This is a genomic window from Chromohalobacter sp., from assembly GCF_039830575.1.
Taxonomy (GTDB): domain Bacteria; phylum Pseudomonadota; class Gammaproteobacteria; order Pseudomonadales; family Halomonadaceae; genus Chromohalobacter; species Chromohalobacter israelensis.
Window position 1 is genome coordinate 436,404 of the sequence record NZ_JBDOOX010000009.1, and the last position, 23,222, is coordinate 459,625.

15 protein-coding genes are annotated in these 23,222 nt (G+C 66.0%); 7 read left to right on the forward strand and 8 right to left on the reverse strand.

The features are described 5' to 3' along the window. Nucleotides 1–29: 29 nt before the first annotated feature. The 3 genes from ABGX75_RS08930 to ABGX75_RS08940 all read right to left on the reverse strand — a co-directional run bounded on the left by ABGX75_RS08930 (nucleotide 30) and on the right by ABGX75_RS08940 (nucleotide 5,088). The gene (locus ABGX75_RS08930) at nucleotides 30–1,442 is read right to left on the reverse strand and encodes a PhoH family protein (protein ID WP_347410777.1); all 1,413 of its coding nucleotides are present in this window, start codon (nucleotides 1,440–1,442) and stop codon (nucleotides 30–32) included. A gap of 236 nt (nucleotides 1,443–1,678) precedes the next feature. Next, entirely contained in the window at nucleotides 1,679–3,712 is a 2,034-nt protein-coding gene (locus ABGX75_RS08935; RefSeq protein ID WP_301968194.1) for a CocE/NonD family hydrolase, read from the reverse strand. A gap of 74 nt (nucleotides 3,713–3,786) precedes the next feature. Next, nucleotides 3,787–5,088, reverse strand: a complete 1,302-nt coding sequence (locus tag ABGX75_RS08940) for an ATP-grasp domain-containing protein (RefSeq protein ID WP_347410778.1) — start codon at nucleotides 5,086–5,088, stop codon at nucleotides 3,787–3,789. 348 nt (nucleotides 5,089–5,436) lie between these two features. Between ABGX75_RS08940 and ABGX75_RS08945 the strand changes: the two genes are divergently transcribed. The 3 genes from ABGX75_RS08945 to iadA are packed head-to-tail and all read left to right on the forward strand — an operon-like array spanning nucleotide 5,437 to nucleotide 10,105. Further along, nucleotides 5,437–6,291 carry a cyanophycinase gene (locus ABGX75_RS08945; protein ID WP_347410779.1) on the forward strand — a complete coding sequence of 285 codons (855 nt, stop codon included), beginning with the start codon at nucleotides 5,437–5,439 and terminating at the stop codon, nucleotides 6,289–6,291. Beyond that, nucleotides 6,288–8,927, forward strand: a complete 2,640-nt coding sequence (gene cphA, locus ABGX75_RS08950; protein ID WP_347410780.1) for a cyanophycin synthetase — start codon at nucleotides 6,288–6,290, stop codon at nucleotides 8,925–8,927. The genes ABGX75_RS08945 and cphA overlap by 4 nt, the downstream gene beginning before the upstream one ends. Further along, complete coding sequence (iadA, locus tag ABGX75_RS08955; protein ID WP_287124156.1) at nucleotides 8,924–10,105, forward strand: beta-aspartyl-peptidase; 1,182 nt, start codon at nucleotides 8,924–8,926, stop codon at nucleotides 10,103–10,105. Before cphA ends, iadA begins: the two co-directional genes overlap by 4 nt. A 54-nt stretch (nucleotides 10,106–10,159) precedes the next feature. Here iadA and nirD read toward each other — a convergent pair whose 3' ends face one another. The 3 genes from nirD to ABGX75_RS08970 form a co-directional block, all read right to left on the reverse strand. Beyond that, on the reverse strand, nucleotides 10,160–10,528 hold the full coding sequence (gene nirD, locus ABGX75_RS08960; RefSeq protein WP_128690277.1) for a nitrite reductase small subunit NirD: 369 nt from the start codon (nucleotides 10,526–10,528) through the stop codon (nucleotides 10,160–10,162). Nucleotides 10,529–10,731: 203 nt separating this feature from the next. Continuing rightward, on the reverse strand, nucleotides 10,732–13,233 hold the full coding sequence (gene nirB / locus ABGX75_RS08965) for a nitrite reductase large subunit NirB (RefSeq protein WP_287124155.1): 2,502 nt from the start codon (nucleotides 13,231–13,233) through the stop codon (nucleotides 10,732–10,734). Between the two features lie 118 nt (nucleotides 13,234–13,351). After that, on the reverse strand, nucleotides 13,352–14,596 hold the full coding sequence (locus ABGX75_RS08970) for an FAD-dependent oxidoreductase (protein WP_224113540.1): 1,245 nt from the start codon (nucleotides 14,594–14,596) through the stop codon (nucleotides 13,352–13,354). 591 nt (nucleotides 14,597–15,187) lie between these two features. Here ABGX75_RS08970 and ABGX75_RS08975 point away from each other — a divergent pair. Both ABGX75_RS08975 and cobA read left to right on the forward strand, forming a co-directional pair. Next, complete coding sequence (locus ABGX75_RS08975; protein ID WP_224113539.1) at nucleotides 15,188–17,875, forward strand: nitrate reductase; 2,688 nt, start codon at nucleotides 15,188–15,190, stop codon at nucleotides 17,873–17,875. 61 nt (nucleotides 17,876–17,936) lie between these two features. Next, complete coding sequence (gene cobA / locus ABGX75_RS08980; RefSeq protein ID WP_224113573.1) at nucleotides 17,937–18,743, forward strand: uroporphyrinogen-III C-methyltransferase; 807 nt, start codon at nucleotides 17,937–17,939, stop codon at nucleotides 18,741–18,743. Here the strand turns inward: cobA and ABGX75_RS08985 are convergent. Beyond that, a complete protein-coding gene (locus tag ABGX75_RS08985; RefSeq protein WP_347410781.1) occupies nucleotides 18,660–19,697 on the reverse strand; it encodes a LysR substrate-binding domain-containing protein in 1,038 nt (345 codons plus the stop codon). The two genes, cobA and ABGX75_RS08985, sit on opposite strands and share 84 nt — an antisense overlap. 98 nt (nucleotides 19,698–19,795) lie before the next feature. Here ABGX75_RS08985 and ABGX75_RS08990 point away from each other — a divergent pair, with 98 nt between their 5' ends. Continuing rightward, the gene (locus ABGX75_RS08990; protein ID WP_224113537.1) at nucleotides 19,796–20,734 is read left to right on the forward strand and encodes a DMT family transporter; all 939 of its coding nucleotides are present in this window, start codon (nucleotides 19,796–19,798) and stop codon (nucleotides 20,732–20,734) included. Here ABGX75_RS08990 and ABGX75_RS08995 read toward each other — a convergent pair. Continuing rightward, nucleotides 20,718–21,659 carry a LysR family transcriptional regulator gene (locus tag ABGX75_RS08995; protein WP_347410782.1) on the reverse strand — a complete coding sequence of 314 codons (942 nt, stop codon included), beginning with the start codon at nucleotides 21,657–21,659 and terminating at the stop codon, nucleotides 20,718–20,720. The two genes, ABGX75_RS08990 and ABGX75_RS08995, sit on opposite strands and share 17 nt — an antisense overlap. Before the next feature lie 169 nt (nucleotides 21,660–21,828). Here ABGX75_RS08995 and ABGX75_RS09000 point away from each other — a divergent pair, with 169 nt between their 5' ends. Then, nucleotides 21,829–23,172 (forward strand): aspartate aminotransferase family protein, encoded by a 1,344-nt coding sequence (locus ABGX75_RS09000; RefSeq protein ID WP_128690283.1) that lies wholly within the window; start codon nucleotides 21,829–21,831, stop codon nucleotides 23,170–23,172. Nucleotides 23,173–23,222 lie beyond the last annotated feature (50 nt).

Sequence of the window (23,222 nt, forward strand, 5' to 3'; positions counted from 1 at the left end):
GCAGGAGAAACGCGTCGCGAGACGCGGTGTCAGAGCAGTTCCTCGGCAGCCAGGGCCAGGCGTGAGCGCTCGACGCTTTTCAGGGTGATGTGGCCGGCATGCGGCCAGTCGCGGAAACGTTCCACCGCGTAGGCCATGCCGCAGGTGTTGGCGGTCAGGTAGGGCGTGTCGATCTGCCCCACGTTACCGAGCAGTACCAGCTTGGTATTGCGTCCCGCCCGCGTGATCAGCGACTTGAGCTGCTTGGGCGTGAAGTTCTGCGCCTCGTCGATGATCAGGAAGGTATCGCTCAGGGTCCGCCCGCGCATGAAGCTCGGCGAACGAATCTGCACGCGCGAGCCGATCAACTGACGGGTCGCGCCGTCGCTCCAGCTGGAACCGCCGTGCTGTTCGTCGCGCAGCAGATTGTCCATGTTGTCGTGGAACGCCCCCATCCACGGTGACATCTTCTCCTCTTCGGTACCGGGCAGAAAGCCGATGTCCTCGCCCATGGGGATGGGCGCACGGGTGAAGACGATGCGCTCGAAGCGCTTGCTGTCCAGGGTTTGCTGGAAGGCCGCCGCCAGGGTCATGTAGGTCTTGCCGGTACCCGCGTTGCCGGCGATGGTGACCAGGTCGATCTCGGGATCCATCAACAGGTTGAGGGTGAAGTTCTGGCGGCTGTCGTGGGCATGCACGCCCCAGACGCCGTCGTGGTGGCGGTAGTTGGTCAGCAGCTGCAACGAGGCGCGACGCGGGGCGAGCGAGCGCACGATGGCCTCGAAGCCGGCGCCGTTCTCGCTGTCGGAGACCAGCATGCCGACATGCCAGTCCTTCGGCAGCTCGCCGGATAGATGGTAGAGAGTGCCCTCCTCGGTGCGTTCGACGTCGATCTCGACGTTCAGCCGATCCCACAGCCCGCGTCCTTCCTGGCCGGCCTCGGCGTAGACCTTGGCGCCCTCGATCATCGCATCCAGATCGTCGAAGGCACGGTCGTTGAGATAGTCCTCCACGGGCACGTTGAGGGCCGCCGCCTTGACGCGCAGGTTGATGTCCTTGGTGACCAGGATCACCGAGGCGTCGGGACGCTCGTCGCGAAGGCGGCAGGTTTCCGCGAGCAAGCGGTTGTCGGGCGAGTCGACCAGCGGGTCGAGTGTCTTGAGGTCGGTGTAGCACAGAAAGCGTAGCCGACCGCTGGGGCCGTGGCTGACGGGCAGGGGGATACCGTCTTGAATCTGATCGGGGGTGAAGCGGGACGTCAGGTCGGAAAGCGTGCGGCTGATCTGCCGCGCGGTCTGGGCGATTTCACGGATGCCATTCTTGTGCTTGTCGAGTTCCTCCAACACGGTCATGGGAATGACGACATCGTGTTCCTCGAAGTGGTATAGCGCTGCGGGATCGTGGATCAGGACGTTGGTATCCAGCACATAGAGCCGGGTCGCTTTCTTGTCGAGTCTCACCATCGGGGGAAGCACTCCTTGGTTAACGGCTTCTCCGACCCTGACAGAATGATGTTGCGCCTGCATGGCACTCGACTCACCCTGGCAGCGTCGCCTGCGAAACGGTCCGGTCGAGATGGTGTCGGGCTCTCCTCCTGTCGGTATGGTTATCTTCAGCATGGCCCAGCGACACGAAAATGCAATGCAGGCAGGCAATGGACGGCTCATTCGTCCATCGCCGGCCGATGTCATCGCCATGGCTAGACCAGGTCGCGGGGGATGTCCTCGTCCCAGCTCTTGGCGAACACGCGGCTGTCGTTCTCGTAGGCGTCCAGCGTGGCGCGCAGGCGAAAGCTTTCCGCGCTGGAGGTCATCAAGGTGCGGGTCACGCTGCGCACCTCCCAGTCACCGCGCCGGAAGCGTCGCTCCCACTGCGTCCAGCCGCTCAGGCTGTCGTAGTTGCCGTAGGCGTAGGTGTAACGTTCGATGACGCGTACCGAGAGTTCGAGGTCGATGTCGTCGAGACGTATGACGCCTTCGTCGTTGATGACCTCGAGCATGGTCTGGTCGTTGGCGAGATCGCGTATCACCCGCCACGTTTCCTGATTGGGCTGTATGCGGGTCACGGCGAGCGGTGGGGCGCCTTCGGGATCGGCGAAGGCGGGCAGGTCGGCTTCCTCGCGGGGCTGCGGCGGTCGGCAGGGCAGGAGCAGTCGGCTGCCGGCAGGATATAGCGTCAGCTTGACGGGGGCCGGCGCGGGCCAGGCGAGCGGCCAGTAGCTGGTCGAGACCGACAGCCGGATGGCGTTTCCCGCCGGGAATTGCTGGGCGATGTGCTTGAGCAGGACGCGCACGCGGTAGCGTTTGCCGGGCTCCAGGGGCTGCGGATGCTCGTCGCTGTCACGGTGGGTCAGGTTGAGCAGGCCGTAGGAGATGCGCGTCGCCTTGTCATCCTCGGCGATATCGCTGAGACGCAGTGCCACCATCGCCACCGGCTGATCGGCTTCGAGCTCCAGTTCGACGACGGGCTGGCCGCAGATCTCGATGTCCCGGTCTAGCCGTGCGGTCTGGAAGACCAGGGCGCCACCGTCCTCGTCGCGCTGATCGTGCGGCAGGTCCGGAGGCGCGTTGTACGAACACCACTTGCCGGCGTAGAGCCCCACCGAGAGCGGCGAGCGCACCGTCAGCGGGGTATCGTCGGGTGCCGCGCCTTCCTGGGCCTCCGGGAGAAGGTCGTGGCCGCTGGTCAGTCGGAAGGGGCGGGTGTCGATGCGCGGCGACGGCCAGCAGGGTTCCGATACCCAGCGGCCCGGACGCGCCTCGTAACGCGCCGACGGCGGGACCGATTCCTGCATCCAGACGCGCAGCATGGGCTCGTCCATGATCCCGGTCGCCTTGCCCTTCAGCCAGTGATCCCACCAGCGCAGCGATTCCTGAAGGAACCCGATGGCAGGCCCGGGCACGCCGAGATGAGGATACTTGTGCGCCCAGGGACCGACCAGCCCCTTGCGCGGCACGTCGAGCCCCGCCAGCAAGCGGAACACGGCGTTGCAATAGCCGTCGGCCCAGCCGCTGACGGCGTACACGGGGCAGCGGATGCGCGAGAAGTCCTCGCAGACCGAGCCGTGCTTCCAGTAGGCATCGCGGCGCTGATGCTGCAGCCACTTGGCCAGCCACAGGCCGCTGTCCTCGAGGCGTTCCTGCCACATGTCGCGCCAGCGGTCGCCGACGAGCAGCGGGTCCGGCGGACAGGCATTGGCATCGAACATGGTCGAGGCCCACGAGAGGTTGTCGCCGAGCAGACAGCCGCCCATGTGATGAACGTCGTCGGCGTAACGGTCGTCGGTCGAACACAGCGTGATGACGGCCTTGAGCTCGGGAGGCTGCAGCGCCGCGATCTGCAAGCCGTTGAACCCGCCCCAGGAGATGCCGATCATGCCGACATCCCCGGTGCACCAGGGCTGCCGGCCCAGCCATTGGAGAATCTCGACGCCATCGTCGAGCTCCTGCTGCAGGTATTCGTCACGCAACACCCCATCCGATTCGCCGCTGCCTCGCATGTCGACGCGGATGCCGGCATAGCCGTGGCCGGCCCAGTAGGCATGCGACTGGGCATCGCGCATGGCCGTCAGATCGCGCTTGCGATACGGCAGGTACTCGAGAATGGCCGGCACAGGGTCGCGCTCGGCGTCCACCGGGCGCCAGATGCGCACCGCCAGCCGACAGCCGTCGGCCAGCGTGATCCAGTCCTCCTCCTCGTGAATCTGGCGGGGAAAATGGCTGACGATGCGCATGAAACGGTACTCCCTGGCGTGTCACGAATTGGAGCGGCCGCCCGTGGCCCGACGTCGTCGGAAGCCGGGCGGGCCTAGCCCACGATGTCTTCGAACTCGAAATGCAGTTGCTCGGCGAGCCGTGCGTAGTTGGCTTCCAGCGAGGCGTCGTCGTCCGCGCCCATCCAGACATACGCCAGGGCGAAGCTGTAGCTATCCTGCTCGGGGAGAGAGGACAAGCGCATGCCGACGTCGATCTGCAGGGCGATCACGGTGCCGGGAAAGGCCTGCTGCAGGGCGTCGATCTCTTCCACGCTGGGAACGCGAGTGACGGTGGCGTCGACGAAGAACACGCGATAGAAGAATTTCGCCGCCACCTTGAAGGCTCCCTGGCGATAGGGCATGTCGGGCAGGTTGCCCAGGGCCAGGTCCACCGTCACCTGCTGGTGGCTGATCCCGTCGACCTTCTCGAAAAGATCGCAATGGGACTGTGCGATGCGGGTATTGATCTCCAGCAGCCAGATACGGTCCTGAACTTCGTCCCAGAAATATTCGATATTGAAGGCAGCATCGTCATAGCCGATATGGGCCATGACAAGACGTGTCAATTCTCGCATCTTTTCCTGAATATGATCGGGAAGTCGCGAGGGGTATCGATAATGAAAAAAGCTTAGCACCTGCGGATAACGAATCGAATCGACGATGCCGTAGGGTACGACTTCTCCCTGAAAAACATAGCCTTCCACCGTGCACTGCCAGCCACCAATGATTTCTTCCGCCATGCAGTGACCACCATCGATGGCGCGCACTTCATCGGGAAGATTGGCATGTTCCATAACGAAATTGAAGGGTTCGGAGATCGTTCCGATGTCTTCCTGTAATCGTGATGCGGCATGATCGAAGTCTTCGGGACTCTCGATGCGAAAGCCAAGTCGAGACCCCGACGATTTGATGGGCTTGACGAAAAACGGAAAATAAAGCCCCTCTTCGCCTATGTGATGAAGCGCCTGAGGGTCGAAGGGATCGAAGGCGGTGAAGCGGGGAATGTAGTCGCCGATGACCTCGCGCTGGACGAGTCGGCTCCAGTACTTGTGTTCGCACTTGAGCAGGCTCTCGAGGCTCGTGGAGCGCGTGCCGAAGCGCTTGCAGAGCAGCGGGAGCATGGTCGAGACGGGAAAGTCCATGTAACCGACGATGGCATCGATCGGCTCGCCGAAGGCGCTCAGTTGTGCCTCGGCCCGGGAAACCATGTCCTCGATGGGAAAGATCTCGGTATCGTAGACCTCAGACGGTTCGATGACGCCGTGGAACCGGTAGTGCTCGGCGCCACGTAGATGTTCCAGCCGCTCTCTGTTCAGCTCGTCCAACCCGACAACGAAAATATTTCGATCGCTCATGATCGCCTCCTGGCGAAAAATCGGCGCTTTCCTTCCCTGACGTCGAGATCGTAATCATTTTATCAATACGGCATTCTCGGCCTGGAAACCCGGGAGCAGGGTTGCCGATGACTGAAGAATAGCGGGTTATCGACGGTGTGCAGCAAGAAAATATGAGATACCAAAAAAATCATTGCTTCACATGATCGTGATCACCGTTACGAAAGCCTGTTACTTATCTGGCAGGGACGAGAGGGGGCTGTTATAAGTGAAGTGTCTGGGGCAGCTGCCGCACGATACGACGTTGCCTAATGCACAAGGTGATGATTCAGTCATTCCTTAAAAGCGTCGCTGGGCGACGAGAGGAACATGCCATCAAGACCTTCGACGGTATGCGGCCATATCGTGGCCATTGGCGGTGCCGAGGACAAGACCTCGGAACTGGCCATTCTCAAGCGGGTCTTCGAGCTCGCGCCCGAGGACAGTCATGAAGTCGCCGTCATCGCGACGGCAAGCAGCATCCCCGACCAGCTCCTGCCCAGTTACGAAGCCGCCTTCAAGCGCCTGGGGGCCAGCCAGGTCCATGCACTGGACATCCAGGACCGCCAGCAAGCCACCGAGGCCGAGGTCGTGCGCTTGATCCAGCGCAGCGGGGTGATCTTCTTCACCGGCGGCGATCAGTTGCGCCTGACCACGGTACTGGGGGGCTCCGCCACGCTGCGTGCGGTTCGTGAGCGCTTGCGGGCCGGGGCCGTGGTAGCGGGGACCAGCGCGGGGGCGGCGGCGATGCCCAGCACCATGATCTACAACGGCGCGGCGTCGGATGCCCTGCGCAAGGGGGCGGTGAACATGACCTTCGGGCTCGGCTTCGTTCGCGGCATGGTCATCGACAGTCACTTCCTCGAGCGTGGCCGCTTCACGCGCCTCATGGAGGTAGGGGCCAGCAATCCCGAGCAGCTCGGCGTCGGTCTGGGCGAGGACGCCGCCGTCATCATCTATCCCAATCGTATCCTCGAAACCATCGGGCCGGGGCATGTGATCATCATCGACAGCCGGGATCTGGCGAGTTCCAACATTGCGGAACTGGAAATGGGCGCGCCCGTCGCCGTCGAGAACATGATCCTGCACGCCATGGTCAGCGGCCACGGCTACGACGTCGATGCACGGCGCTATCTGGTGGCCGAGGAACTGGAAGCGGTATTGGCAGGGAGGCGCCAAGAATGAAGATTCTCGAGCATCGCGCGTTGCGAGGACCGAACTATTACAGTCGTTATCAGGCGATCTTCATGCGTCTGGACATCGAGGCGCTGGAAACGCGACCGAGCGATCAAGTGCCCGGCATCGTCGAGCGCTTGACCGGGCTCTTGCCGACGCTGCAGGAGCATCGGTGTTCGGTGGGGCGTCCCGGCGGTTTTCTGGAACGCCTCGCGCGCGGCACCTGGGCCGGCCATGTCGTCGAGCACGTGGCGATCGAACTGCAGAACCTGATCGGTTTCTCGGTCGGTTATGGCAAGACGGTCGACTCCTACGAGCCGGGCATCTACAACGTCGTCTACCGCTATCGCGACGAGGCCTGCGGGCTTGCGGCGGGCGTCGAGGCCGTCGAGCTCGTCACGCGACTGTTCGCCGGCGACGACATCGATATCGAGGCCATCGTCACGCGGCTCAAGGAGGTGCGCGACGCCCACATGCTGGGGCCGTCGACGGCCTCGATCGTGGCGGCCGCGCAGCGTCGGGGCATTCCCTTCATGCGTCTCGACGAGGAAAGCAGCTATGGACAGCTCGGCCATGGGCGTCGCCAGCAACGCTTCCAGGCGACGGTGACCTGCCGCACCAACCTTATCGGACATGGCATCGCCCACGACAAGGACTGGACCAAGCGAATCCTCGAGGAGGCGGGCATTCCCGTGCCGCGTGGTTACGTGTGCCATTCGCTCGACGAGGCGCGCGAGACGGCGAGAGAGGTCGGCTATCCGGTCGTCGTCAAACCCTTGATCGGCAATCACGGGCGCGGCGTCAGTACGGACGTCGAGGACGAGACGGCCCTGGCCAGTGCCTTCGCGGCGGCCGCCAGGCACAACGAGGCGGTCATCGTGGAGCAGTATGTCCGCGGCGAGGATCATCGCCTTTTGGTGATCGACGGCAAGCTGGTGGCTGCGGCCCGGCGGCGTCCGGCCCATGTGATCGGCAACGGCCGGTCCACGCTGCAGGCGTTGATCGATGCCGAGAACCGTGATCCACGGCGCGGCGTCGGTCACGAAAACCTGCTGACGCAGATCCATGTCGACGAACAGACCCACCGGCTGCTGGCGCAGCAGAACCTGACGCTGGACAGCATCATCGACGACGAGGCGGTCGTCTACCTCAAGCCCACGGCGAACCTGAGCACCGGGGGAACGGCGACGGATGTCACCGAGGATGTCCACCCCGAGGTGACGTACATGGCGGAGCGCATCTCGCGCCTGGTGGGGCTCGACATCATCGGCATCGATCTGCTCGCCGAGACGTTGACGCGTCCGCTGGAAGAGCAGTCGGCCGCGGTGGTCGAAGTCAACGCCGGGCCGGGCTTTCGCATGCACCTCTCGCCGACCCATGGCACCGGCCGTGATGTCGGGGCGCACGTGGTCGACATGCTGTTCCCGGACAGCGAGGACGACGGGCGCATTCCCATCGTGGCGGTCACCGGCACCAACGGCAAGACCACCACGGTGCGCCTGATCTCGCACTTGCTGCGCCAGGCGGGGCGCAGCGTGGGCATGGCCTGCACGGGCGCCATCGAGATCGACAACCATGTCATCCTGCGCGGGGATTACAGCGGGCCCCAGGCGGCGTCGATCGTCCTGCGCGAGCCCACCGTCGAGTACGCCGTGCTCGAAGTGGCGCGTGGCGGGATCATGCGTCGCGGCCTGGGCTTCGATGAATGTCATGTCGGCGTGCTGCTGAATATCGCCAGCGACCACCTGGGGGAGAGCGACATTCATACCCTCGATGAACTGGCACGCTGCAAGAGCGTGGTAATCGATGCCGTCGGCGAGTCGGGCACGGCCGTGCTCAACGCCGACGATCCGCGCGTGCTGGCGAGTCGTGAATGGGCGCGGGGCGATGTCATCTTCTTCACCCTGGACCCGGAGTCGCCGACCGTGCGGGCGCACGTGCGCGACCACGGAGTCGCCTTCACCGTGCACCGCGACCATATCGTGATGCGCCAAGGCCACGTCGAAGCCGAGATCATTCCCGTGGCCAACGCGCCCATCACCTTCGAGGGACTGGCCAGCTTCAACGTCGCCAACGCCCTCGCCGCCAGCGCGGCGGCGCATGCCCTGGGGCTGGGCATTGCCGACATACAACGCGGCCTGCAGACCTTCCATCCGACGCCGGGGCAGAATCCCGGGCGCACCAACCTGATCGATGCCGGCGGCATGAAGGTACTGATCGACTACGGGCACAACGTGCCGGCCCTCGAGGCCTTGAGCGAACTGGTCTGCCGCATTCCGGCCCAGCGTCGACTGTGCGTGGCCAGCGCGCCGGGCAATCGCCGCGACGAGGATCTGTTCAGCCTGGGGGCACAACTCGCCAGCATGCATGACGTGGTGTTTCTGTGCGAGACCGCGCCGCGTGGTCGCCCGGAGGGAGAAACCGTCGATCTGCTGCGTCAGGGGGCGATGTCGGTGTCCGGCGCCTGCCGGGTCGAGACGATCATGCAGGAGTCCCAGGCCGCCGCCAAGGCGCTCGATGAAGCCCACGAGGGCGACTTGCTGGTATTGCTGGTCGACGATGTCGAGGGGGTTCTCGAACGTCTGCGTGGTCGCCGCTTCATGCCGTCCCATGCAACGCACGACACGCCGGGAGATCGCTCATGATGTCCGGCAAGGCGCGTCAGGCCGCGCCCATGACCTTGTTGCGCGTGGCTGAGGCGTTCGCCCCCGAACGGCTGGCGGCCACCGACATTCTCATGGCGGGCGGACGGATCGTCGCCCTGGGACAGGGGCTCGCCGTTCCCCAGGGCTGGCCGGTCCAGGTGGTGGACGCGCGCCACCTGATCGCCGTGCCCGCCTTCATCGATCAGCACGTGCATGTCACCGGGGGCGGTGGCGAAGGCGGTTGCGGCACCCGCTGCCCGCCGATCACCACCCGCGACATCGTGGCGATGGGCATCGGCACGGTGGTGGGCGTGCTGGGGACCGACAGCATCAGCCGCTCGCCGGCCGACCTGTTGGCCGCGGTGCGAGGACTGGCGGCCGACGGGCTGGCCGCCTACATGTACACGGGCGCGTATCGAGTGCCGGCGCCGACCCTCACCGGCGATATCCAGCGCGATCTGGCCTGGATTCCCGAGGTCATCGGGGTGGGCGAAATCGCCATTTCGGATCACCGTTCTAGCCAGCCGCGCCAGGACGAGCTCGAACGGCTGGTGAGCGACGCGCGGGTCGGCGCCATGCTGGCCGGCAAGCGGGGCATCTGTCATTTCCATCTCGGCGACGGCAAGCGGGGCCTGGAGCCTCTGCGGCGCTTGCTGACGGAGACCGAGATTCCGGCGGATCAAGTGATCCCCACCCACGTCAATCGTCGTGCCGAGCTGCTCGAGGAGGCGGCGGAGTATGCGCTGGCATTCGATGCCAGCGTGGACGTCACCGCGTTCGAGGATGCCGGCGACGGTCTTTCCGCGTTCGATGCGGTGTCGCGCCTGCTGGCGCGTGGCGTGTCGCCGGCACGCATCACCCTGAGTTCGGACTGCAATGGCAGCCTGCCGGAATTCGATGCCGATGGCGCCTACGTGGGCATGCAGGTGGCGCGCAATACCACGTTGATCGCGGATTGGCGCCGATTGGTCCATGCCCGGGTGCTGCCGCTCGAATCGGCGCTGGGGCTGCTCGCCGGCAATGTCGCGCGCGTGCTGGGGCTGGCCGACAAGGGCCGACTGGCGGTGGGCAGCGATGCCGACATCACGCTGCTCGACAAGGCCCTGCAGCCCCAGCGCACGTTCGTCGCGGGGCGCTGTCTGTACGGCGCCGTCGACCATCACGAGACCGCGCGGTGAGTCGGCCGCCGGGCCGCCGACGAGGCTTTCGCGTCGGCGGTCCTCGCTCGACGCTCAGGCCCTGATCATGACCCGGTCGCCGTCGATCTTGACCTCCCAGGTGCGCAGGTGGACGCTTTCGTCCTCGACGCAGACGCCATCGCTCAAGCGGAAGTGCTGCTTGTAGAGCGGTGAGGCGATGACCGGCTCGCCCTTTATGTCGCCGACGATGCCGCGGGCGATCACGTTGGCGTTGGAGAACGGATCGTGGTTGTCCACGGCGTAGATCTCGGGCGTCCGGCCGGGCAGGTACAGAAGCGCGACTTGCGTGTCGGTGCCGTCCAGCCAGGCGGCCACGCCGGAATGGGCCACCAGATCGTCCCTCGCACACAGCGTCTGCCAGGTCCGGGTCGGGGTTGGGGGAATTGCGGTTGCGGTAGACATGGGTCATTTCCTCGTGCGTTCGGAGAGCGTGATAGCTGGGGCCTGGTGCCGTCGATCGCTCCCGGGGCCGGGCCATCGAGGAGGCGTCGTGAACCCTTCCCTGGGCACTAGCGACGCCATCCCTGGCGTCGGATCTCCTCTACGGCCCGCCTCGGTACCCCTGATGAGCAAGGTTTGCGCTGCCATGAGAGCGGCTCGGTCGTTCAGGCCGGCCGGAGCTGGCCGCGCTCCTCGGTGGCAATGATGTCCGGATCGGGGCGGCTGTCATTGACGAAGGTGCGAAAGCGCTTGAGCTTCTCCGGATTGGAGAGGGTGTTGGCCCATTCGCACTCGTAGGTGTCGATGACGTGTTGCATTTGTGCCTCCAGTTCGTCGCCGAGGCCGAGACTGTCGTCGAGCACCACGTCCTTGAGATAGTCGAGTCCCCCTTCGAGGTTCTCGCGCCACACCGAGGTGCGTTGCAGGCGGTCGGCGGTGCGGATGTAGAACATCAGGAAGCGGTCGATGGTGCGGATCAACTGATCGTCGTCGAGATCGGTGGCGAACAGCTCGGCATGACGCGGACGCATGCCGCCGTTGCCGCACACGTAGAGGTTCCAGCCGTGTTCGGTGGCGATCACGCCGACATCCTTGCTTTGTGCCTCGGCGCACTCGCGGGTACAGCCGGAGACGGCGAACTTGAGCTTGTGCGGCGAGCGCAGCCCCTTGTAGCGTTCCTCGAGGCGGATCGCCATGCCCACGCTGTCCTGCACGCCATAGCGGCACCAGGTGCTGCCCACGCAGGACTTCACGGTACGCGTGGCCTTGCCGTAGGCGTGGCCGGTCTCGAAGCCGGCCTCGATCAGTTCGCCCCAGATGTCGGGGAGCTGATGCAGCTGGGCGCCGAACAGGTCGACGCGCTGTCCGCCGGTGATCTTGGTGTAGAGGCCGTATTTCTTGCCGACTTCGCCCAGCACGATCAGCTTCTCGGGCGTGATCTCGCCGCCGGGGATGCGGGGCACCACGGAGTAGGTGCCGTTCTTCTGCATGTTGGCCATGAAGGTGTCGTTGGTGTCCTGCAACGGCACGTGGGCGGCGTCGGTGATCGGCTCGTTGAAGCAGGCCGCAAGGATCGAGGCCACGGCGGGCTTGCAGATATCGCAGCCGAGGCCGTGACCGGCGGTCGTGCCGTGTTTTTCGAGCAGTTCGCTGAAGGTCTTGATGCCCTCCACACGAACGAGGGAGTAGAGCTCCTGGCGGGTATGCGCGAAGTGCTCGCAGATCGACTGGTCGACCTCGACCCCGCGGGCCGCCAGCTCGTGGTCGACGACGCTCTTGAGCAGCGCCGCGCAGCCGCCGCAGCCGGTGCTGGCCCTGGTCTCGTCTTTGACGCTGGCCAGGTCCAGGGCGCCGGCATCGAGCGTCGCGCAGACGTCCCCCTTGGTGACGTTGTGGCACGAGCACAGGGTGGCGGTGTCCGGCAGGGCATCTGGTCCCAGCGTCGGCGCACCTTCGCTGGATGGCAGGATCAACGAAGCGGGGTCGTCGGGCAATGCCAGCCCGTTGGCGTAGTACTGCATCAGGGTGTCGTAGGTGGCGTTGTCGCCCACCAGCATGGCACCCAGCAGCTTCTTGCCGTCGCTGGAGACCACCAGCTTGCGGTACTCCTGCTTGAGCTCGTCGAGGTAGCGGAAGGTGCGCGCGCCCGGCGTGCGATCGCCATGGGCGTCGCCGATGGCACCGACATCCACGCCCAGCAGCTTGAGCTTGGTGCTCATGTCGGCGCCGGTGAAGGTCGCATCGCCCTCGGTCAGCGTGGCGGCGGCGACTTTCGCCATCTGATAGCCCGGCGCGACCAGCCCGAAGATGCTTTGATTCCACAATGCGACCTCGCCGACGGCGAGGATCGCGGGGTCGCTGGTCAGGCAGCGGTCGTCGATGACCACGCCACCGCGTTCGCCGATTTCCAGGGCGCAGTCTCGCGCCAGTTGATCGCGGGGCCGGATGCCGGCGGAGAACACGATGAGATCGGTTTCCAGCATCTTGTCGTCCTGGAAGACCATGCGGTGAAAGCTCGTCTCGCCGGCCTCGATGCGCTGCGTGGCGCGATCGGTGAGCACCTGCACGCCCAGGGCTTCGATCTTCTCGCGCAGCAACGCGCCGCCTTCGGCGTCCACCTGCATGGGCATCAGACGGGGCGCGAACTCGACCACGGCGGTATCCAGGTTCAGACCGCGCAGGGCATTGGCGGCCTCCAGCCCCAGCAGCCCGCCACCGACGACCACGCCGGTGGTGGCATCCTCGGCGGCCTCGCGAATGGCGTCGAGGTCGTCCAGGGTGCGATAGACCAGGCATTTCTCGCGGTCGTTGCCGGGAATCGGCGGCACGAACGGGTAGGAGCCGGTCGCCAGGACCAGGCGGTCATAGGGATGACGGTCGGACTCGGTGACGACCTCGTTGGCGTCGCGGTCGATGGCGGTCACCGTGTCGTGCAGGCGCAGGTCGATGCCGTGCGCGGTGTAGTCGTCGGCGCTGGCAAGCGCCAGCGAGTCGGCATCGCGTCCGCTGAAGTACTCGGACAGGTGGACCCGGTCATAGGCGATGTGACGTTCCTCGCCGAACACGGTGATGGCGTAGTCGCGGGGCGCACCGCATGCGATGAGCTGCTCGACCAGGTGGTGGCCGACCATGCCGTTGCCGATGATGATCAGTCGTTGCTTGCTCATGATAAGTACTCCTGTCGCACTTCGGCGATGAATAGAGACGGCCCGAGGGGCGGCGCCAAGACGGATGACCTTCGCACCGGCCAGCCCCGGCGCTCATGAAACGGGGGCTGGGGCGCCGCTAGGCGACCTCCTCGAGAAGTGGCCTGGCGTCGCTGGCACCGAACAGCAGGGCCTGGCGACAGGCGCTCAGATCGTCGCCGGCCAGGGCGCACTGGAAGTACCAGGGCCCGTCGCCGGTGTCGCCGTACAGCACCGCACCGTCGATGACCCCGTCACGCAGCAGCAGGCGGCGGTAGTCGCCGTGCTGCGGATCGTGGTAGGTCAGCACCTCGTGTGCCGAGGTGGGCGCGATCGGGCCGAAGGCGTACAGCGAGATACCGCTGACCTTGAGCTTGGTGGCGCAGGGGCGTTCGCGATAAGGCGCGGGCGTTTCGCCGCATAGCCGGGCGGCGAGGACCTCGGCCTGGCGCCAGATGGGTTCGACGAGACCGTAGGTGGTGCCCTCGAACTCGCAGCATTCGCCGAGCGCCGAAATGCACGGATCGGACGTGGTCATGAAGGCATCGACCTGGATGCCGCGGGCGGTCGCCAGACCGGCGCGTTCGGCGAGTGTGGTGTTGGGCACGATGCCGATTGCCGCGACGACGCAGTCGGCCGCGAGCGTGGTCCCGTCGCTCAGGACGACGCCGGTGGCGCGCTGGCCGTCGGCATCCGGGGCATAGGCCGCGAGATCGGCGCCGGTGTGGATCTCGAGGCCTCGGGCGCGCAGCTCGGTGGCGAGCATGTCGGCGGCGGTGGGGTCGAGTTGGCGATTCATCAGGTGCGTTGCGCGGTGCACGACGCTGACCGTCATGCCGCGCTTGCGCATGCCTTCGGCGGCCTCCAGGCCGAGCAGGCCGCCACCGATGACCACGGCGCGGCCGCCCGCGTCGGCCAGGCTGGCCAGCCGCTCGCCGTCCTCCAGATCACGGAAGGCGTGGATGCCGTCGAGGTCGCTGCCCGGTACCGCGGGGCGTGCGGCGCGCGATCCGGTGGCGAGCACCAGCCGGTCGTAGGCGAGTCGGCGCCCCTGGTCGGTGGTCAATGTCCGGCACTGCCGGTCGATGGCGGTGACGCGCTCGCCGGCGATCAGCGAAACGCCCTGCGCGGCATACCAGTCGTTGTGGCGCAGCGTCAGGGCCTCGCGGTCCATGTCGCCGGCCAGCCAGGGCGAGAGCAGGATACGGTTGTAGGCCGTTGCCGGCTCGTCGCCGAGAATCGTGATATGGCGCGGGCGGTGAGGGTGCGCCAGCACGGTCTCGAGCAACCGGTGCCCGGCCATGCCGTTGCCGACGATCACCAGATGTTCGTCGTATGCACTCATTTCCCTGCCTCCCTGACAGTGTGAAGCAGAAACGCAAAAGCGCCTGACACCCGGCGGGGAAACCGGATGCCAGGCGCCTTTGCCTGAAGAGAATCGTGTTGTCGCGAGCCCTGTGTCGGCTCCGGCCGGCGCGAGACGCATGCCTGTCTCGTGCCCGAGGGGTCGACGTTGACCCGCCTTGTCCGATGTCATGCCAGGGGCGTGCCAGTCACAAGAAAAGGATTTATATTCAGTCGGTTACGAAATATCGGTTGGCTCCGGCGAGGCAGGAAGGCAGCCGGCGTGAACGATGGCTGTGCGGGGACGCCGATGCCTGCACCAGTCTGGTGCCGTTTGCCCCCCCGAGCGCTGGATCGTCGTCATGCCTTGCGGCATAAGGGCTTGTTTTGATGACGTAAACGATGGGTTGGCGTCGTGCTTGCTTGAATGGAGTACGTCATTTTTCGGCCATGGTGCGCCGAGAACGCCAACGGCGGCGAGACGCAATTCATCATGGCGGGCGGCCCACGCGCCGCCCAACCAGGCAAAGAGGCCTGATCCCGTTTCCGCGGGGTCGGGCCTTTTGCGTTTGCAGGTGGAGGGCGAAACAGCATGCAGCAGCACACGACCTGCCCCTATTGCGGCGTCGGTTGCGGCGTCGCGGCAACCATCGAGAACGGCGTCATGACGGGCGTCGAAGGCGACCGGGCGCATCCCGCCAATTACGGCCGGCTATGCGTGAAGGGCTCGGCATTGCATGAAACGCTGGGTGACCACGGGCGTCTGCACGCGCCCCGCGTCGATGGGCGCGAGGTGAGCTGGGACGATGCGCTCGATCAGGTGGCGACACGCCTGGCGGCGGTGCGCGATGAACATGGCGGCCAGGCGATTGCCGGCTATCTCTCCGGCCAGTTGCTCACCGAGGACTATTACGCTGCCAACAAGCTGTTCAAGGGCTTTTTGGGCTCACCGCATCTGGATACCAACTCGCGGCTCTGCATGGCGTCCGCGGTGGCGGGCTACAAGCGCGCCTTCGGCGCCGATGCCGTGCCGTGCAATTACGAGGACCTGGAAGAGGCCGAGCTGGTGGTGCTGGTGGGCAGCAACCTGGCCTGGAACCATCCGGTGCTCTTCCAGCGTCTGCGCACCGCCAAGCAGCGCAACCCGTTGATGCGCGTGGTGGTGATCGACCCCCGGGTGACCGACACCTGCGAGATCGCCGATCTGTATCTGCCCATCGCCCCCGGCAGCGATGCACGGCTCTTCAATGGACTGCTGGCCTTCATGGCCGACAAGGGCAGGCACGATACACGCTATCTGAGGCGCCATACCCGGGGCGTCGAGGAGGCACTGGCGGCAGCACGCGCGGAAGACACCTCGCTTGCCGCGCTCGCCGAGGCATGCGACGTGGACGCCGAGGCGCTGGAAACCTTCTATTACTGGTTCGCATCGCAATTGCACGTGGTCACCCTCTACTCCCAGGGCATCAACCAGTCCACCAGCGGCACCGACAAGTGCAATGCCATCATCAATTGCCATCTGGCGGGCGGCAAGCTGGGGCTGCCGGGGGCGGGGCCGTTCTCGATCACCGGTCAGCCCAACGCCATGGGCGGTCGCGAGGTGGGCGGATTGGCCAATCAACTGGCGGCACACATGGACTACCACACGCCGGGTGCCCAGGCGCTGGTCACGGCGTTCTGGGATGCGCCCCACCTGCCCGAGGAGCCGGGCCTGAAGGCCGTCGAGCTGTTCGCGGCGGTGGAGCGCGGCGAGATCCGGGCGCTGTGGATCATGGCCACCAACCCGGTGGTCAGCTTGCCCGACGCGGATCAGGTCAAGCGTGCGCTGGCGGCCTGCCCGTTGGTGATCGTCTCCGAATGCATGGCGGATACCGACACCCTGGCCTATGCCGACATCGTGCTGCCGGCCACCTCCTGGTCGGAAAAGGACGGCACCGTCACCAATTCCGAGCGGCGTATCTCGCGTCAGCGCGGCATGCTGCCGCCGCCCGGTGAGGCGCGCCACGACTGGTGGATCATCGCCCAGGTCGCCAAGCACCTGGGGTATGAAGAAGCGTTCGAGTATCGCCATCCTCGCGATATCTTTGTCGAGCACGCGCGACTCTCGGGATATGGCAACCACGCTGGCGGAATACCGCGTCTGTTCGATATTTCCGCCCTGAGTGATCTGGACCGTAACGCCTATGACGCGCTGGTGCCGCTGCAGTGGCCGGTGACCGCCGAGGCGCCGCAGGGCACCGCCCGGTTGTTCGAGACGGGGCGCTTCGCCACCCCGGACGGTCTGGCGCGACTGGTGCCGGTGCGCCCGGCGCTGCCCGAACAGGCGGTGGAGGCTCGCTACCCGCTACGCCTCAACAGCGGTCGCGTGCGCGATCAGTGGCATACCATGACGCGTACCGCGCGCGCGCCGCGCCTGCTCAACCATCGCGCCGAACCCTATGTCGATATCCACCCGCAGGATGCCCGGGCGCACGCCCTCGTCGACGGGGGACTGGCGCGGGTCTTCAACCGTTGGGGCGAAGCCCGGGTACGGGTGCGTGTCGCCACGTCGCAGCGGTGTGGCGATGTCTTCATCCCCATCCACTGGAACGCCCAGTTCACCGGGGCCGGGCGTGTCGGCACGCTGTTCGCGCCGCTGACCGATCCGCTCTCGGGACAGCCGGAGACCAAGCACGGCGCGGTGGCATGCGAGCCGCTCGACGTGGCCGAGGAGGCGACGCTCCTGCTGGCGCCGACGTGCACTCGAGCCCCCCTTCAGAGCGACGATGCCTACTGGGCGCGAATGCCGCTGAATCACGCCCAGCGCTGGCAGATCGCCAGCACCACGTCGCGCGACTGGCTGGCCTGGTGCGCCGCGCGGTTCGGCGTCGAGGCGACGCTGTGGTGCGAGGACGCGACCAGCGGCCGCCTGCGGGCCGCGGGGCTTCGCGATGGGCGTCTGGTGTGGTGGCTGATGGTCGGGCCGCCCAGTGAACTGCCGGGGCTGGCTTGGCTCGATGCGCGGTTCGGCGACGCCGCGCTGACCGACGAACAGCGTCGCCGCGTCCTGGCGGGCAGCGCCTCGGGGCAGGCCGATACGGGCCCGGTGGTGTGCAGTTGTCACCAGGTCGGCGCCAAGACGATTCGCGAGGCCATTCGGCGTGGCGATGCGAGTGTCGATGCGCTCGGCGCGCGTCTGGCCTGCGGGACGCAGTGCGGCTCCTGCATTCCCGAACTCAAGTCATTGCTCGAAGAGGAGGTGACCCATGCTCGCGCTGCTGACACGCTGGAAACGGCCTGAGGGCCGCGTCGCTTCTTGGGGCGCCTGGCTGGGACGCATGACCCACCGGCCGGGGAATGGCATGGCCATGATGTGCCGGGAGACACCCGCCACGCATGTGGCGCCGGCGGTGCAGCCGGGCCATGTGTATCTGGTGGGCGCCGGTGCCGGTCACGCCGATCTGCTGACCCTGCGTGCCTGGCGACTGCTCACGCAGGCCGATGTCATCGTCTATGACCGTCTGGTCGGCGACGATATCCTGGCCATGATTCCCCCGTCGCGCGAACGCTATTACGTCGGCAAGGCCCGCGGGCATCACAGCGTGCCACAGGCCGAGATCGGCGCCTTGCTGGCTCGGCTGGCGCGGGAAGGGAAGTCGGTCGTGCGTCTGAAGGGCGGCGACCCCGGGATTTTCGGTCGCATGGGCGAGGAACTCGCAATCCTCGGCGAGGCCGGCCTGCCCACGGAGGTCGTCCCCGGCATCACGGCGGCCTCCGCCGCCGCCGCCACCCTCGGCATGCCGCTCACCGACCGTGGCCATGCACAGCAGTTGCGCCTGGTGACCGCCCAGCACTGCCGCGAAGGTGGCGAGCCGAACTGGCACGACCTGGCGCGGCGTGACGAGACGCTGGTGTTCTACATGGGGCTTTCCAGGGTCGACGCGATCTGTCGCGGATTGCGCGACGCCGGCCTGCCCGGCGACTGGCCGATCATGCTTGCCGCCAATGCCTCGCTGCCCGAACAGCAAACCCTGGTCGGCACCCTCGACGACATGCCCGAAAGGCTCGCCGCCACGCCGCTGCCCTCACCGTGCCTGATCGTCGTGGGCAGCGTGGTCACGATGGCCGACACGACCCGCCATGCAGACCGCGTCGTTACGCAGGCATGACGCTGGAACCGGCGTGTCAGCCAATGCGCCGTCTCGAAACCTGGCCGCTTCGCCGAGCAGCCAGTCGATGAAACCCCGTATCGCAGGGGGCGCGTGACCGGTGCTCGGCAGGATCAGGTCGTAGGTAAAGGGCGAGTCGATCACGTGACGATCCCCGAAGGGGCGCACCAGGACGCCGCTGGCGAGGCGGTCGGCGACGACGGCGGGGTTGGCGAGCATCACGCCGCGCCCGGCGATCGCTTGGTCCAGGGCCAGTCCGTAGAGAGAGAAGCGCTGCTGAATCGGCAGTGTCCGGTCGGGTAGCCCGGCGGCGTCGAACCAGTCGCGCCAGCCGGGGAACGCGACGTTCTGGCGGGATTCCCAGACCACGTCGAGCAAGGGGTGGGCAAGCAGGTCGGCCGGCGTTGCGACGGGAGAGCGCTCCAGCAACGCCGGCGCGCAGACCGGGAACAGCTTGTCGTCGAACAGGCGGTGGCTGTCGACGCCGGCCCAGGGGCCGCGCCCGTAGCGGATGGCCAGGCGTGCGCTGCCGTGCTGCCACGAGGGAGAGATGATCGCCTGGTTGGCGTCCAGGGTGATGTCCAGCTGACCTTGTCGCGCCTCGAAATCGGCCAGGCGTGGCAACAACCAGACCTGGGCGAACGAGGGCGGCGCGCTCACGCGCAGCGTGCCAACGTCCCGTGCGCGTTCGCTGGCGGCGCTCACGCCGGCGGCGATGCGCTCGAGCCCGGCATCGACATCGTGCGCCAACTGCCGGCCCGCCTGTGTGACCCTGACGCCGTGCGGGTGACGCTCGAACAGCGCGATGCCCAGCCGCGCCTCGAGCTGCTTGACCTGACGACTGATCGCTCCCGGCGTGACGTTCAAGCGTGCCGCCGCGGTTTTGAAACTGCCCTCGCGCGCGGCCTCGACGAAGGCGCGCAGGGCATTGAGAGGAAGTCGTTCGAGCGTCATGAGTTGAGTTTTCCTGAGCCTGAGGCTGCAGATTAATCGTTTGGATCGCGGCGCGGCAAATGCTCCACTGAGTCTCGATTCAATGAGAGGATGCGATCATGACGGAGTCGACTTCGGAGGCTGTCGCGGGAAGGCCGGCGTCGCCGCGCTTGCGACGCGGCCTGGATATGCCTGCCGGCATCGCGATGACCGGGTTTTGTCTGGTGCTGGGATTGCAGCAGGTGGCCATCAAGGCCGTGGCCGACGATATCACGCCCTTGAGCCAGGTCGCGTTGCGCTCGTTGCTGGCGGGGTTGCTGGTGCTGGTCGTCGCGCGCATTCAGGGCATCGGCCTGGCGGCGTTTCGCGGTCGGCTGGGTGCAGGCATTCTCGTCGGCCTGGGCTTTGCGGGGGAGTTCGGTTTCGTCGCCTGGGGGCTCAACTACACCCTGGCGTCGCACATGTCGGTGTTTCTGTACACGGCGCCGGTGTTCGCCGCCCTGGGACTGCATTTGTGGGTGCCGGGCGAACAGCTGGCGCGGCACCAATGGTGGGGGATCGGCGTGGCATTCGCGGGCATGCTGGTCGCCATGGCGCCCTCGGCCGCACCCGGGGCGCCGGCCGGCGACATTCTCCTGGGCGACGCCCTGGGCTTGCTGGCGGGGCTGTCATGGGCCGCCACCACCCTGGTGGTGCGTCGCTCCTCGCTTTCCGAGGCGCCCCCCGTGCAGACGCTGACGTACCAACTCCTGACGGCGGGCGCGCTGTTGTTGCCCATCACCCTATGGCTGGGCGATTGGCAGCAGGCCACGCCCAGCGGCATGGCCGTGGCCAGCATGACCTTTCAGACGCTGGTCATCTCGTTCGGTGCCCTGTTGTTGTGGTTTGCCCTGCTGCGCCGTTACTGGGCCTCGCAACTGGGTGTCTTTTCGTTCCTGTCACCGATCTTCGGAGTGCTCTTCGGCGCCGCCTTGCTGGACGAGCCCTTGAGCTGGAACTTCCTGCTCGGCGGGGCGGCGATTCTGCTGGGGCTCGTGCTGGTCAGTCGCCAGGCGTGATGGCAGAGGCCCGGGTCAGGCGACCCAGTTCCTCGAGGTAGCTTTCCACTACCAGATTGGGCGGCGCGCCCTTGCGAGTGATGGCGCTGTAGTGGGTCAGGTAATGCCAGCGTTCGGGGTTCAAGGCACGCATGCGGCCGTCGCGCACCCAGCGCTCGGCATAGTGGGTCGGCAAGTAGCCGATATAGCGGCCGGACAGGATCAAGAAGGCGATGCCTTCGCGGTCGGTCGCCGAGGCGGCGGCCTTGAGCGGAGCATGGCACGCCTTGACCTCCGGCGTCTGGGCGTAGGCGGGCACCACGGCGTCATGTATCGCGAGCCGTGCCTCGTCCACGTCCTCGACGTCGAAGAGCGGATGATCGGCGGCGCAGTAGAGCCGCGACGCTTCCTCGTAGAGCGGCAGATACGCAAGCCCCGGCAATGTCTTGAGTGCCGGGATCACGCCGGTATGCAAGCGACCGTCCAGCACGCCCAGTTCGATGTCGCTGGGCGGAATCATGCGGATATTGATGCGCACCTCGGGTCCCCGCGCCTTGAGTGCGCTGAGGGCATCGGTGATATACATCTCGGGCATGGTCACCAGATTATCGGTGATGCCGATGCTGAGCTCGCCCTTGAGACGGGCATGCAGGCCATTGACGCGTGTCCGGAATCCCGCCACGGCCGTCTGCAGCTGGAGGGTGGCATCGTAGACCTCGGCGCCCTCGTCGGTGAGGGCGAAGCCGCCGCGTCCTCGCTGGCAGAGCCGCAGGCCGAGCCGTGTCTCCAGGTCATTCATCGCCATGCTGATCGCCGCACGGCTGATGTTGAGCTCCACTTCGGCGGCGGAGAACCCGCCGCACTCCACGACCTTGCGGTAGATCCTCAGCAGGCGCAGGTCGGCATCGCTCGGCTGCCCCATCAGGGTCTCGCTGCGGGAAGGCATGGCGGGATTCCTCATCTCGACGACGGACACCTGCGAGGATAGCCCTGCCGGCCCGTAAAGTTAACCGGTGACTTGAACGAGATTCAGTATTTCTGGATTTAACTTATCCGCCGTCCCGCCTAGCTTTTTCGATAGCACCATTCATCACCGCCTATCGGCAGGAGAAGACATGTCGGATCGCGAGTTTCCCCCCATGGCGGGTTTGAGCCCGGAGCAGCTGGACGCCTACTGGATGCCGTATACCGGCAATCGGCAATTCAAGCGCGATCCACGCCTCATCGTGGGTGCCAAGGGCAGCTACCTTACCGATGCCCAGGGTCGCCAAGTCTTCGATGCGCTCTCGGGGCTGTGGACCTGCGGCGCGGGGCATTGCCGCCCCGAGATCACCGAGGCGGTCAGCCGTCAGCTCGGCGAGCTGGACTACTCGCCGGCCTTCCAGTACGGCCACCCCAAGGCCTTCGAGCTGGCCCATCGTCTGCGGGAATTGACGCCTCAGGGCCTCGATCACGTGTTCTTCACCGGCTCGGGCTCGGAGAGTGCCGATACCTCGCTGAAGATAGCGCGTGCCTACTGGCGCAAGAAGGGCAAGCCGAGCAAGACCAAGCTGATCGGACGTGCCAAGGGATATCACGGCGTCAACTTCGGCGGCTTCAGCCTGGGGGGAATCGGTGCCAATCGCACCGTGTTCGGCCAGGGCGTGGATGCCGATCATCTGCCCCATACCCTGTTGAAGGAAAACGCCTTCACCCAGGGCATGCCCGAGCGGGGGGCCGAGCGCGCTGACGAGTTGCTGGAGCTGATCGCGCTGCATGATGCCTCCAACATCGCGGCGGTGATCGTCGAGCCGCTGGCCGGCTCCGCCGGGGTGATTCCGCCGCCCAAAGGCTATCTCAAGCGCCTGCGCGAGATCTGCGACCAGCACGACATCCTGCTCATCTTCGACGAGGTCATCACAGGCTTCGGGCGCATGGGATCGATGACCGGGGCCGAGGAGTTCGGCGTGGTACCGGATCTGCTCAATGTCGCCAAGCAGTTGACCAATGGAGCGGTGCCCATGGGCGCGGTGATCGTGCAGGGCGAGATCTATCGGACCTTCATGGAGCAGGGCGGCCCCGACTACATGCTCGAGCTGCCCCACGGCTATACCTATTCGGGGCACCCGGTGGCTTGTGCCGCCGCCCTGGCCGCGCTGGATGTGCTCGAGAACGACCGCCTCATCGAGCGAGTCAGAGAGATGGCGCCGATCTTCGAAAATGCGCTGCATTCTCTCAAGGGGACGCGCTACATCAGCGACATCCGCAATTACGGCCTCGCCGGCGCTCTGCAGATCGAACCGTATCCCGGCGAGCCGGGGCGGCGTCCTTTCGAGATCGCCATGAAGTGCTGGGAAAAGGGCTTCTACGTGCGCTATGGCGGCGACACCATCCAGCTCGGCCTGCCGTTCATCGTCGAGCGCGAGGAGATCGATCGCCTCGTCAATGGGCTGGGCGACGCCATCGGCGAGCTGGAATAAATCAGACGACGCCTGTCGAGATGCGCGCCGGGGATAAGGCGCAGCGAGGG